This is a genomic window from Microlunatus aurantiacus (genome assembly GCF_039536605.1).
Lineage (GTDB): Bacteria > Actinomycetota > Actinomycetes > Propionibacteriales > Propionibacteriaceae > Microlunatus > Microlunatus aurantiacus.
Genome location: NZ_BAAAYX010000031.1, coordinates 1 through 12,647 on the forward strand (window position 1 = coordinate 1; position 12,647 = coordinate 12,647).

The following is a 12,647-nucleotide window of genomic DNA, read 5'->3' on the forward strand; positions in this document are numbered from 1 at the left end:
CAACATCCTTCCAGCGGCACCTCCCGGCACCACAGATCAGATGTCACCTACTCGTGCAGCAGACCCCTTCGGCCGGGACGTTCTTCATGCCTCCAGCCGCGCCGGCCATGATCACGTGGAAGATGTCGCCCTGGTACTGATGCGAGCACGACTCACACACCGCCCGACGCCGGTTCCCACACCGGAGATACGTGATTCCGTCGGGCTCCGACGCCGACGAGTAGCTGCGCAGCACCACGCCCGTCGCGGTGTCGATGGTTTCGCTCGATCCGACCACCCGGATCGGGTTGGTGCAGCGGCCGACCTGCTGGACCTGCGCCAACCAACGACCAAGGTCGGGCGACCTCAGCCGGTCGGTGACCTGCATGCGGGTCGACGGTGACAAGTCCTGCAGGGTCAACATGGCTGACGCTTACTCACCAGACCTGGCGTGGTCGGCAACCTCGCCTGTCTCGGCCAGCTGCAGACGCAGCAGCAGCGCATGCCAGGACAGTTGGTCGATGATCCAGTACGACGTCACGGCCGCTGCCTGCCTGGTGCAGTAGTCATCCAGTTCCACCGTGACTCCCTGATGGGTGTCGAGGAAGGCGTGGCAGTGGTCCAGCAGCTCGACCAGACCAGCCACCGCCGACAACGTGACTAGGTCGGGAGTCTCCACTGCGGTTTCCGTTTGGTTGTCGGTGGTAGTCACGATCGGCTCCTGGCGGTACGGATCCGCGACTTTGGCGCGGGATCTGGGTCGGGTTCGGGCAAGCGAATCGGGATCTGGATCGGTGCTCGGAAGTGGACGGCGAGGGCGCGGATCATGTCGTCGGGCACGAACGCGCACCGGATCCGGGTGACGTCGCCGTCCTCGGTCAACGCGAATCCGACACCGGGTGTCGTACGCGGGATCTTGTGGCACGTAGCGCCGGCCGCGACCGCGCCATCGGAGAGGACCATGGCGACCTCTTCGCGTTCGCGGAGGCGGAGGGCGATGGTCTGGGTGAACATGTGCCGTTGCGGCACCGTGTCTTTGCGGGGGTCCTGCAAAAACCCCCAGACCACGAACCCAGGCGCCCGCCCCAGGCCCAGCAGCGCCCGCAGGGCCTTATCAGCGCGTTGGAACAGGTCCCGCTGGTTCGACAGGTACGAGGTGAGCATCGCCAGCTCGTCGATGAGGACCAGGACCAGGGGGGCAGCGGTCGACGGGGTGTGACTTCTGGTGTGCCCGGCCAGGGTCGCGGCGCGTGCAGTCATGGCCTGGACGGCGTCCTCGAGCAGGATCACCGCTTGCTCGGGGGTGGTGGCGTAGCGGGTGAACAGTCGGGTGCCGAGCCCGAGCTCCATCCCTCCCTTCAGGTCCACGCCGTGGACCTGGACGAGCCCGGACTTGATGGCGGGCGCCAGGTTCAGCAGCAGCATCCACATCGCTGACGCCTTGCCCGACCCGGTGCAACCCGCCGTGAGCGTCGACACCGGGATCGGGAGTCGCCACGGCTGCCCGCCTTCGGTGACACCCATCTCGGCCGACTGGATGGTGGCTGCCAGGTTCGGGGAAGGGAACCTTGCCTCCACGACCGCCGCGAGCGGGTCAGCGAAGAGGAACCGGACCGTGCAGCCGGTGTGCGTGGCGTTGGGGATGATCCGGACCTGCCGGGAGCCGACCGCCACCCGAAGCCGCTCCGATACCGCCACGACGTCTTCGACGGTCTGACCGACCATCAGCTGCGGGACGACGACCAGCACGTCGGGGTCTTGCCAGCCGATCCGGTGCAGGGCCGGCACTCTGAGTTCGGTCCCGGTCGGGGCGATCACCCGCCGCGCCAGGCCGCACGCCTCCATCAGTCCAGCCCAGGACTTGCGGACGGAACGACAGATGCGGCGCCGCCAGGCCGGGTGCACCACCCGCTGTTGGTAGGAGCTGGGCCAGCCCCGGGCCCACACCGCGGGCACCAACGCCACGACCGTGAGCCCGACCAACAGCAGCCAGGTCTGGGACAGGTAGCTGTAGACCGTGCCTCCCGTCCAGACCACTGCACGGCCGGGCGCGCGGACCAGGAAGCGGAAAGCCCCGGCGATCCACCACCACATCTCCGCGAGGCCGTGACGGATGCCCCGTCCGGTCCACCGGAGTCCGGTGCCGATGCCTCGACCTACCGTCCGCGGGCCGGTCATGCTGCGCCGCGTCGCTGGTTCCGGAATGCGAGCACGTCGTCGCGGCGGAACTGGACTCGACGCTGATCGTCGCGGTGGGCGGTGGGTGCCCCGTAGTCGCGTCGCCACTTCGAGTTGTTCATCGTGTTGAACGAGACCCCGGCCAGCTCGGCTGCTTCCTCCACCGTCAGCCATTCCCGGTCCGAGAACCACTCCTCTACGGGCTCCTCAGAGGACGTGGAGGCTGGACGCAGACCCACACTGGCGCGAGGTTCGTTCAGGTGAGCGGACAGGCGAACCTCGACCGCGTGGGCTTCCCGCACCAGCTGACGTTTGGCGTGGCCCGCCAACTCGCCCCACTGCTCCGCGCGCCGTGAGGCTGTCGTGAGGGACCTGACCGCCGCGCCGACGGACAGATGCGAGGCTGCGACCTCCGACCAGTCGGCGTCCTCCCCGGCAGCCCAGTACAGGCCCTGCTCGGTCGACCGGCCCAGACAGGCTGCGAGCTGCTGCAGACCCTGCGCCAGCCCGTAGCCGGCCGTGGAGAGATGCCCCAGCACCACCATCAGCTCCGAGGCGGGAATCGCCGGCTCCGATGCTGTAGCCCGGACCAGTGCTCGCACCGCCTCACCGAGTTCGATGCTGTACCGGTTCGCCTGCGACCCCGCTCGCGTCACCAACACCGCAGGGTCCACGACTGACGTGGCGTCGGCAGGTTCGACCGATGCGATGCCGTTCACGGCTCATGCCGCCTTGCCGTCGCCGGCCTTCGCGGGGCCGCCCTGGGAGACCCATGCCTGGAACACCCCGACCGGGGTCACCCGCTCGCCGGTGATCGCGGCCCGGATCGCGGCGAAGTCGCCACCCGACAGCCGGGCCGTCGTGTTGCCCTCGACCCGGACCACCGAGCCGATCTGCAGCCCGGCCGCTTGCATGTCCGGCAGCAGCACCGTCGCGTCACCGAGCATGCCCAGCGGCTCAGCAACCACCACGGCCGGGACCGCTGACAACGGTCGCCCGTCCGCGTCGGTGAACCGGCCCACGACCCGCCGAGCGTCCCCCTGCCCCTGGTAGACCTGCCGCTCCCGCGGCTCACCCGTCACCAACGCCGTCACCGACGTCAGTTGCAACTCAATCGCCATGACAACCACCACTCCTGTTGGCTTGGCCCGTCATCTGTGCGGACCGGTTGTCTTCAGTGAATGGCGATGTATCTGACACCACCCGGACAAACTGTCCGGGTATGTGCGGAGGTTCCTCAGACCAGTGGTGGCGCGGTCACTTACGCTGGTCCTATGCGCGGTGCTGGCGACCAGTTCACCGTCGGCGACCGGATCGCGTTCTACCGCCGTCGCCGAGGGCTGACCCAACGCGTTCTCGCGCAGCTCGTTGGACGTTCAGAGGACTGGCTTAGCAAGATTGAGCGTAACGAACGCGATATCCGACGGCTGGACGTGCTTGGTGATGTTGCCCGTGCCCTCCGAGTCAGCGTGGGCGATCTGCTCGGCCAGCCCATCCTGGTCGAGGACAGCCAGCCCCAGGACGACGACATTCCAGCCGTGCGCGATGCGCTGATGAGTCATCGGCGTCTATCCCCAACGCTGTTTGGACAGTTGGCTGGTGACGCCATTGATGTCGGTCCGGTGATCACTTACGCCGAGTACGCCTGGACCGACTATCAGCGCGGGCGACTCGGCAGAGTGATCGCGGCCCTGCCGGGACTAATCAAGAGCGCGCAGACCCTCGAAGAGCATTCCGCTAATGATCATCAGACCTGGTTGGTTTCGGCGCGCATCCATCACTTGACTGCGACGACGCTGGCAAAAATCGGCGAGGCGGACCTTGCCTGGATCGCCGCAGAGCGCGCGATGAGTGCCGGGGAACGCTCCGGCGACCCGCTCGCGCTCGCGTCGGCCGCACGTGCGGGGACACACGCCCTGCTGTCCGTGGGCAGATACGACGACGCCATGAACCTCGGCCAGACAGCTGCCGACTGGCTGCGGGGCAGAGTCGACGACAACGATCCGTCAGCTCTCAGTGTCGCCGGCATGCTGCACCTCCGCACCGCCTTGGCAGCAGCTCGGCACCAAGATCGCTCGGCAGCAACGGCACTCTTGGCCCAAGCCGAACACGCTGCGAGCCGCCTCGGTCGCGACGCGAACTACTGGCAGACCTCCTTTGGGCCTACCAATGTGCAGCTCCACCGGGTCGCGGCCAGCCTCGACCTCGGCGACGTGGACTGGGTGATCGAGCGCGGTCCTCAGATCGATTCGTCGAACCTGCCACCGGAGCGGTGGGTTGCCCACCGGGTCGAGATGGCTCGCGCGTTCTCCTACGTTGCTCGCGACGATGAGGCGCTGACCTTCCTGCTCGACGCGGAGCAGATGGCGCCGCAGATCGTGCGTCATTCGGCGTCAGTCCGCGACACGGTGAAGACCATGCACCGCCGCGCCAAGCACACCAGCGACACCCCGCTACTTGGCCTCGCCGAGCGCGTCAGAGCCATCGCGTGAGCGCTGTCGGTGTCGTCGCAGCCTCGGCTGGCGGCGTCGAGAAGCTGCGCGAGGGATTGGTCCAACCGCTCCTTGACGACGGGCACCAGGTCGCCGTCATCTTGACCCCAACGGCCGCCGCCTGGCTCGACCACATCGGCGAACGGCAACGTCTGGCCGACCTCACCGGCCTACCCGTGCGATCCGAGCCACGGCTGCCGGGCGAGTCGAGCCCACACCCGAAGATCGACGTGTACGTGGGCGCACCCATGACTGCCAACAGCACCGCGAAACTCGCACTCGGCATCGCCGACAACCAGGCACTCACCGTCCTCTGTGAGAACGTCGGAACAACGCCGATGATCATCTTCCCGCGCATCAACGCTGCCCACGCTCGCCAGCCGGCTTGGTCTAGCCATATCGACGGACTGCGATCCGTTGGCGTCGAACTGATCTACGGCGACGACGTCTGGCCCCTCGTCGAGCCACGAAGCGCAGGCCCGAGAGACCTCCCTTGGCCAGCCATCTTCAGCGCACTCAAACGACATCTGTGACGCCCCCATCAGTAGAGTCTGGGCTCCCAAAGGCGATGGAGGCCAGATGAAGATTCCCAACTATCAGCACTTCATGGCCCCAGCACTCAGGGCGCTACAGGATGGCAGCGCACGTCCACGTGGTGAGATCTCGGATCTAGTCGCCAGCGAGTTGGGAATCACTGAAGAGCAGCGAGCCCAGCGCATACCAAGCGGCAAGGCCGGAGTCTTCGATAGCCGCGTCGGTTGGGCGCTCACTTACATGGTCCAGGCCGGGCTCGTTGAGCGACCGCAGCGAGCTCTGAACAGAATCACCCAACGCGGCCTCGATGTGCTTGCCGAACACCCAGCTGCAGTCAACAACCACGTGCTTGAACAGTTCGCGGAGTTCCAGGAGTTCCGTGCCCGGAGCGGCAAGAAGCCTGCACAGGAGAACGATGACGGAATCGGCGGCGAGGATGGTCCCAAGCCACCCGGCGACGAGTCACCCATCGAGACAATCCAGCGTGCCGTCGACGAGATCAACAACACCGTCGCGACCGAGCTGCTCACAAGAGTGCGTGCTCAATCGCCCGACTTCCTCGAAAGGCTAGTCCTCGAACTCCTGACTGCCATGGGCTACGCGGGCGCAGCCGGCTCGGCCGAACACCTCGGCAAGTCTGGAGACGAGGGCCTCGACGGCGTCATAAAGCAAGACAAGCTTGGACTCGACCGCATCTACGTTCAGGCGAAGCGGTACGCAGAAGACAACACTGTCGGCCGGCCCGAGATCCAGGGGTTCGTCGGCGCTCTGCACGGTGCCCAAGCAGACCGCGGAGTGTTCATCACCACAAGCCGGTTCAGCCCCGGCGCACGGGACTACGCCCGCAAGGTCAACGCCCAGGTCGTCCTCGTCGACGGCCTCAAGCTCACGAGCCTCATGGTCGAGCACAACGTCGGCGCCCAGGACAACGAGGCATTCGTCGTCAAGAAGCTTGACGAGGACTACTTCGACCCCGCGTAGCCCAACGCCGGCATCGCTGCACCCCCTCATGCCTGTCAGTCACCTGGACAGTGACCCGGGTCCCGGGGTCGGATCGCGATGCCGTGAGTAGTTTCTGTACTCCTTCAAGCGGCTCGCTCCGCTCGCCGACGCTGCGGTCCGTGTCCTCGCTCGCTAGCGCTCGCTGCGGGCCGGTCCTCGCTCGACCTCTAGATCCAGCGATCCTCTCGCATCGTGTTCTGCTCACAAGGAAGATCAGCCGATCTCCTCGTCAAGGTCCGGACTCTTGAGGTGCACCCGACGCAGCTGCTGTCTGTAGTACTCCTGTTCACCGCTCCGTCGGACGGCTCTTGCCATCGCCTGTCCAGCTTGACCGTCCAGGCCCGCCAGCCAGGAATTGGTCCTCTTCTGCTGTTCGAATCGAGTCCAGGATGCCTCAGCCCGGAAGAAGTTCGTAGCGACGTCCTCCGCCAGTGCAAACTGTGTCGCTTGCACCAAACTCCTCAGGAAGTTGAAGACCAAAAGCAAGGGGACATTCGCATAATTGAAGTGACGCGTCCCCCATTCACCACTTTGAAGGTGCCGACATACATTGATTGCGACTTCGGCAGCCTCGTCAGGATCCGCACCAACCCATTGCTCAATCAAGTCGACTGAGATTTCAGGCAAGTCATCGATGAAAAGTTTCTGATCCTCGAAATTCTGTCGAACCAATCGCCGAACTTCCACAAAAGCATCCGAGTCGAGGTGTTCGTTCGCAAGTAGGTCCCGCAGTCGTGCCCGTGGCCGTACGGCGGGTCGTCCGAGCACCGCCTTCATCTCGCCAAGCGCCAAGTTCAAATCAGCAGGACGCAGATCCGGATTTTGGTCAGTACAGTCAGCCACAAATCCCCGCATTCGTCCAGCTGGCAGCAGAGGGGTATTCCAAATAGGTGTGCGTCCAGTGAGGATCTGAGCCACCAATCGCCCAACGCTATACACGTCCGCCCGCGCGTCTACCGCGTGCATGTCATCCCACGTCTCGGGAGCAGCATATCCAGGTGTCCCGTAGGCACTTTGGGTCACCGCCGAAGTAGTTTGTCCTAGCGGCCGCCTGACCAGGCCCCAATCGGCCACAACCCAGGTTAAGGTTCCGTCGCTAGTGTCCCTAAGAAGAAGCATGTTGCCCGGACTAACATCTCGGTGAACAACGCCCTCGCTATGGGCAACCCCAAGTCCTGCAGCGGCCGCCTCGACAATATCGAGTGCAACGCTCTCTGGGTCGAGTCCCAGACCCCCGATCCTTAACAGCTGCCCGAGGTTGCCCTCGGCAACCGGCATTACAAACCAGGGCTCATACTCGTCATAGTCAAGGATCTGCATTACATGCTTGTTCGCGAACCTCCTCATCAATTCAATCTCGCGGCGCATCCGCTTCGCCGCGTTCGGGACCGACTTGGGCTCCTTGAGCGCAACATGAGACCCGGTCAAGTCCTCGGCAAGCCAGACATGAGCAAATCCTCCTGCTCCCAGCTCGCGCAGCCTCTTGTACGGCGACTTACCCATCGGATTCTTCCCCATCACGTTCTTGGTTCAAACTGGCACTTCTTTAGTCGACAACTGCTAGAGTCCGCGACCGCTATCATTCAGGTCGAAAGGAAGCATCATATCCTCACCGACTCTGGGATGAATTCGATCAAGTTTCAAGATGAAGTCCTGATAATCGCTACTCAATTTCATAAGCGTCACCACCGATCCGAGATGTTCGCGGAGCTTCGGATAGCCGTGATTTGAGGTCAGCCGCTGGAAGTACTTATTCTTCCGTCGCCCAGAGTCACTCTTTGGAGTCTGTTTCCGCAGCTCTTCCAGAACTCCGGGCGCTAAACGCTTGTACACAATGTCGTTGGTCAAGTGCCCAAAATACTGAGGTCGTTGAACCTTGTCAGTCGGATAATCAAGACCCCGCAGGCGAAATAACTCAGAATAGTAGTCAGGAGGGAAGGTTGTTACCCAAGCCTGCAGTTCCTTTGCAACGTACAGCTCTAGTATTCGAGCGAGCGAACCGCGCTTTCGCACCTCCTCGTACCCCGTAGCTTCGTCGACCAGCGCGATGATTCCTACGCGCGCTAGACCACGTATCAGAATGTCGGCTTGGCGCGCGACATGCAGTTGATTTGTGGGCAAGGCGCCAGCGTCACGTGCTTGGAGATAGACTTCACAAACCTCTGGCAGTAGCTCCGCGTTATACCCGCTGGCGCGTCCGCCGGACGGAAGTCGAAATGAGATAGGCTGGCTTTTTTCGCGAATCTCTTCGGAGATATATGGATTAATGGCTTTGCCCTGAAGAATTGGCGGCAGAGGCTCTGAGCCACCTTCTCGTCTGACGTTCGCCTTTCGGTGGCGCCCCAAGGCCTCAAGGAATGAAGCTTGCGTCAGAACTCGGGTCCCGTCATCAAGGACGTAGCATTCGATTTCCACATTGCCGATACGCAGGGGTTGGTCAGGGGAGCCGCACACGACCTCACTCAGGTTTTCACTCCATCTGGCCTGCGCCGCGCGCTTGGCGATTTCAGAGCGCTCTTCTCTGCTCAGCCGAGCCGCACGAGCTTCACCACCGCGAGCTCGCCCAACCGCCTTGCTCTCGCCGTCCATCTCTGTGACCATGACCCCTCCAGGTTCCGATGCTTGCACAAGTATGCTTGCATCACGGGGCAAAATGCAAGCATCGCGGGTGTCATGCATGCACGGCTACCGCTGGTTGAGTTCGGGCTCGGGTGACGCTCGAGTCGCTTTGACACCGCGTCGGCTGCATTGGTGCTCAAGCAGACGAGGACGATTCCGAACCTTGAGTGGAGGAAAGCAGCTAGTCGAGTGCAGCACGGCCGCCTTCGCACCGAGGTAGTCGGCAGGCGCAAAATGCTGACAGCCGAAGTGACAGGCGATCTGGACAAGCATCGACGCCGAGCCCGAGGTACGCCTACGTCCACTCGGGCCAGCGACCACCCCACCGACCGAAGCACCACGCTCTGGCATCATTCGTTCATGGCCGCGCTAAATCCCGCCCAGGAACTCCTCGACCTCTTCGAAGTGTGGTTCAAAGATCAGGCCAGCGACGTCGTGACGTCACGTGGATATGCGGGGGAAAGCCCGCACATCATCGCTGAGAACATGCGACGGGGCATGCAGGCCGTGGTCGGCATCGACCGCGCCCTCGACCAGCTCGCGGCGCGCGGACGCAAGATCGCGGTCTACTTGCAGTACGTGGCCAAGTGGACCTTCATGGTCGTCGCGTATCCGCAAGCATGGCAGCAAGTGGCCAGCAGTAACCTCTATAGCAAGGACGCAGTGAACGTTCTGGAGTTGTTGGCCCACCAGATCGACAACGACCTGGCCGACACCGATCCCGCTGCCGTCGAGCACCTGACCCAGGTACTGGCCGACGTACGTGCTGTACTCGGTGAGGACGACTCCATTTCTCCAGAGTTGCGCTGGTATCTCGGCCGTCTGCTCAGCCAGATCGATGACGCCCTCACCGACGCCACGTACAACGTGTTCGATCTGCGCTCCGCGTTGGAGCGATTGTGGGTCGCGATGGGTGCGGCAACGGCTGAGTCCAGGGAACCCACGCGCTGGCAGAAAATCCGGGACCAGATTCTAGTCCCTGCCAGCGTAGGAATCCTGACCGGCATGCCTGGAACGGTCCTCCAACTGACGAGCGGCGGCTGACCAACCGGCAGACATCACGGGGCTTCGCCCAATCTCCAGAGGCTTGGTGACTGATGCCGTGTGCCCCTGGCGTACCCCCGACCACCCGCACGCTCCGCGACATGCACTCGGTCCGCGCATTGCGGACGCTGGCGAACGACCTCACGAGACTTTCGCAACGAGAAGGTCAGCACTGAAGATTGGACGAATCCTAATGAATATCGGGCGGCGATCGCGGGTCAGAATTATTGGCATCGGTCTAGCCATTGCCATGGTTTTCTGCGCGGGATACCTCTTTGAGAAGGCGGCGTTGATCCCATGTATAACCCCGCTCGGAAAGCCATCCGTAGGCTATGACGGGTCCGCGTACGCTCTGCCCGAAGTCTCACTGGCGGAGCCACGCATTAGCTCCATCTCGTTCGTTAGCGGAAAATGGTTTCTCATGTCACCGAGACGAATCTGGACATCGATCGACTTGACCTCCTGGAAGGAGATTCCGGCGCCGGATGGAGCTATTGCCGACATCAAATGGGCGGGGTCAGCCTGGATCGCTGTTGGCTGGTCCGATGGAAATGGCAGAGTCTGGGTGTCAACGAATCTGCAATCTTGGCGGCAACTGCCTGTTGTCTTGCCTGGTGACCTTGAATCTTCCGATTTTGAAAGTATCGACCGTATCGCGGGGGAATGGCGCATTTTGGGTGAGGCGCAGGAACCGGGCGCGAACACGTATCCGGCGATGTGGCGCACGCAGGATCTTGTGAACTTCTCAGTTCCGGAGTACCCCATTGGGCGAGCAGACTATAAGGCGCTTGGTGAATCTGAAGCGACACGTGATTACCTAACCGACGTCGCCTCGCATGATGGGAAGACCGTTCTAATCCATCGCAGATTGAGTGACGGTCGGCTCCGAGATCGTCAGTTCTATGCATTCTCAAAAGATGGATTTAACTTCAAGAGAGCAGGCAACTTGATGCAGGAGCAGCAGTCAGAAGAGATATTTGCCGTTGCTGCATTGAAAGGGCGAGGATGGTTGGCGGTAGGCACAAGAAAGGACTATCCATCGTCCACGCCTGTCAGCGCCCTATTTTCAACATCAGGGACACGGTGGGATCCAGCAGGAACAATCGTTGGATCGCCTGAAGTCCGAACCATCTATGATCTGGCGGTGTCACCGAAAGAAATAGTCATGATTGGCGAGCCCAGCGGCCAGGACGACTATCGGACGTGGCTCTGGACGCTTAACGTCGACCCGTGCAAACACACCTGAGCGCCCTGGTGGCCCAAGGCATGTGCGGCGTTGTCGGTCTTCTAGCTGGTCACGAGGAACGGCTTGCCTTTGTCATTGATCTGAATTATTCGATCCTGTTCACCGCGAGAGAGCGTAAGTCGGGCTTTCCATTTGTACGAACCATCGTGAGCGATTGCGCGAATCGAAAAGACTTTTGCCTCACCTTCAGTAAGCTCGTAGTACCCGAGCTGGTCAGGCACAGGTAGGGCCTCTTCCAACATTGCACTTCCGCGACGCAGGTCGAGGTCGAAGGCGAGGACGTTCGGTCCTCCTCCGGCGCAGATAGTCTTGCTCGTGCCAGCTGCCGGGTCCTGATCGACCACTTCCGCCGGAGTCACGTCCTTGATGACGACTGTGCCGTCATTGTCTGACACCAGGATTACGTCCACGATGTTTTGATCTTGTTCTAGCGCACCACTCCGCAGTAGCCAATCAGCCCCCTTATTGCTGCAACTTCCTTCGCCAGCTGGTGCCGTCGATAGATCTTTCGACCCTGCCGGGAAAACCCACGGCCGAGTGACGTCGACTCGCCTCTCGATCCTTACCGTCACGTTGTCGAGGTTCGGTTCGCTACTTCTGGAGTCCAGAATTTGAACGATGACGGTAGTGAGACCAATAGCGAAGACGCTTGCGGCCACAATTAGTGTTACTTTATGGCCGCGCCGAACCTCACGTATTGTTTCGACATGGCGGTGATTCTCGTCCAAGTTCTGCCCTATTCGACGTGGCCTCATCAGGACCACCCGCAACGCGCAGCAGGTGACATGGGAGACCGGTTGTACGTATGTGGACCTAGGGTACGGCCGAGCAATCGCCTCGGGCCTGCGCGTCCCACTCATGGAGTTAATGTGTTAGCCCAACGCTCGACCTGCCCTCAGTGTGCGAGCCGAGTGGGGGCGATGAGCCCTCCGCGGACTGCTCGCTACCGCCAAGAGACCCAACACGAGCATCCCAGACGCAATGCGCGGCTCGACGGGGACAAGTCCGGGGACGAATGTTTGGGATCCGGACCAGTGTCCAGCGAAATGCTCCGAACGATTTCGCGCTCAGGAACCGGTTTCAGCAGGACCTCTCGCGACGTTCGAGACGTTTCCGCGGGTTGTGGGTTCGAGTCCCACGGGGCCCACCCAACCACCTAGTCAGAGGGCAATTCGATGGGCTTGGCAGCCGGAACAACCGGCCCTGGGGACATATGGTCCTCCCGCCCACCCACGGCAGCAGCATCAGCGCCCGCTCAGAGGCACGCGAGTTCACCCGCTTCGAGATCAGCCCCTGGCCCTGCGGACGGATGATCGTCCACTGCGCGACTCTCCGTGCCTCTAAGGCTCGCGGTCAGATGCCTCCCGAACCGAAAGATGGGTCCGCTCTTGCCCTGGAACCCTCAACGATCCGAGTCTGGGACAGCAACCTGCCACGTCGGACCATCTCGATGGATCCGAGGTCAACGGTCGGGTCGCATCGCGGGATGGGCTGGGATTGCCCCGTTTTGACGGACAGGTTCGATGGCTTGGTCAGGCTACCTGTGCGTACTG

At 62.3% G+C, this 12,647-nt stretch carries 13 protein-coding genes; 5 read left to right on the forward strand and 8 right to left on the reverse strand.

Annotation, left to right across the window (positions count from 1 at the left end):
* Window positions 1-43: 43 nt before the first annotated feature.
* The 5 genes from ABD714_RS22200 to ABD714_RS22220 all read right to left on the reverse strand — a co-directional run bounded on the left by ABD714_RS22200 (window position 44) and on the right by ABD714_RS22220 (window position 3,278).
* Window positions 44-367, reverse strand: a complete 324-nt coding sequence (locus ABD714_RS22200) for a replication initiator (RefSeq protein WP_344814647.1) — start codon at window positions 365-367, stop codon at window positions 44-46.
* Between the two features lie 45 nt (window positions 368-412).
* On the reverse strand, window positions 413-691 hold the full coding sequence (locus ABD714_RS22205) for a hypothetical protein (protein ID WP_344814648.1): 279 nt from the start codon (window positions 689-691) through the stop codon (window positions 413-415).
* Entirely contained in the window at window positions 688-2,157 is a 1,470-nt protein-coding gene (locus ABD714_RS22210; RefSeq protein WP_344814649.1) for an FtsK/SpoIIIE domain-containing protein, read from the reverse strand. The genes ABD714_RS22205 and ABD714_RS22210 overlap by 4 nt, the downstream gene beginning before the upstream one ends.
* Window positions 2,154-2,702, reverse strand: a complete 549-nt coding sequence (locus tag ABD714_RS22215; RefSeq protein ID WP_344814650.1) for a helix-turn-helix domain-containing protein — start codon at window positions 2,700-2,702, stop codon at window positions 2,154-2,156. Before ABD714_RS22215 ends, ABD714_RS22210 begins: the two co-directional genes overlap by 4 nt.
* Window positions 2,703-2,879: 177 nt before the next feature.
* On the reverse strand, window positions 2,880-3,278 hold the full coding sequence (locus ABD714_RS22220; protein WP_344814651.1) for a hypothetical protein: 399 nt from the start codon (window positions 3,276-3,278) through the stop codon (window positions 2,880-2,882).
* A gap of 153 nt (window positions 3,279-3,431) precedes the next feature.
* On the opposite strand from ABD714_RS22220, the gene ABD714_RS22225 reads away from it, so the two are divergent.
* The 3 genes from ABD714_RS22225 to ABD714_RS22235 are packed head-to-tail and all read left to right on the forward strand — an operon-like array spanning window position 3,432 to window position 6,164.
* Window positions 3,432-4,649 carry a helix-turn-helix domain-containing protein gene (locus tag ABD714_RS22225; protein WP_344814652.1) on the forward strand — a complete coding sequence of 406 codons (1,218 nt, stop codon included), beginning with the start codon at window positions 3,432-3,434 and terminating at the stop codon, window positions 4,647-4,649.
* Window positions 4,646-5,182 carry a flavoprotein gene (locus tag ABD714_RS22230; protein ID WP_344814653.1) on the forward strand — a complete coding sequence of 179 codons (537 nt, stop codon included), beginning with the start codon at window positions 4,646-4,648 and terminating at the stop codon, window positions 5,180-5,182. Before ABD714_RS22225 ends, ABD714_RS22230 begins: the two co-directional genes overlap by 4 nt.
* Window positions 5,183-5,228: 46 nt before the next feature.
* The gene (locus ABD714_RS22235) at window positions 5,229-6,164 is read left to right on the forward strand and encodes a restriction endonuclease (protein WP_344814654.1); all 936 of its coding nucleotides are present in this window, start codon (window positions 5,229-5,231) and stop codon (window positions 6,162-6,164) included.
* 234 nt (window positions 6,165-6,398) lie between these two features.
* Here the strand turns inward: ABD714_RS22235 and ABD714_RS22240 are convergent, their stop codons facing one another.
* Window positions 6,399-7,703: a serine/threonine-protein kinase gene (locus ABD714_RS22240; RefSeq protein WP_344814655.1), complete on the reverse strand. Its 1,305-nt coding sequence runs from the start codon at window positions 7,701-7,703 to the stop codon at window positions 6,399-6,401.
* A gap of 42 nt (window positions 7,704-7,745) precedes the next feature.
* Window positions 7,746-8,774, reverse strand: a complete 1,029-nt coding sequence (locus ABD714_RS22245; protein ID WP_344814656.1) for a P63C domain-containing protein — start codon at window positions 8,772-8,774, stop codon at window positions 7,746-7,748.
* A 390-nt stretch (window positions 8,775-9,164) separates the two neighbouring features.
* On the opposite strand from ABD714_RS22245, the gene ABD714_RS22250 reads away from it, so the two are divergent.
* On the forward strand, window positions 9,165-9,848 hold the full coding sequence (locus ABD714_RS22250; protein WP_344814657.1) for a hypothetical protein: 684 nt from the start codon (window positions 9,165-9,167) through the stop codon (window positions 9,846-9,848).
* 454 nt (window positions 9,849-10,302) lie between these two features.
* Window positions 10,303-11,094: a hypothetical protein gene (locus tag ABD714_RS22255; protein ID WP_344814658.1), complete on the forward strand. Its 792-nt coding sequence runs from the start codon at window positions 10,303-10,305 to the stop codon at window positions 11,092-11,094.
* A gap of 41 nt (window positions 11,095-11,135) precedes the next feature.
* Here the strand turns inward: ABD714_RS22255 and ABD714_RS22260 are convergent, their stop codons facing one another.
* On the reverse strand, window positions 11,136-11,822 hold the full coding sequence (locus tag ABD714_RS22260; RefSeq protein ID WP_344814659.1) for a hypothetical protein: 687 nt from the start codon (window positions 11,820-11,822) through the stop codon (window positions 11,136-11,138).
* Window positions 11,823-12,647: the final 825 nt, after the last annotated feature.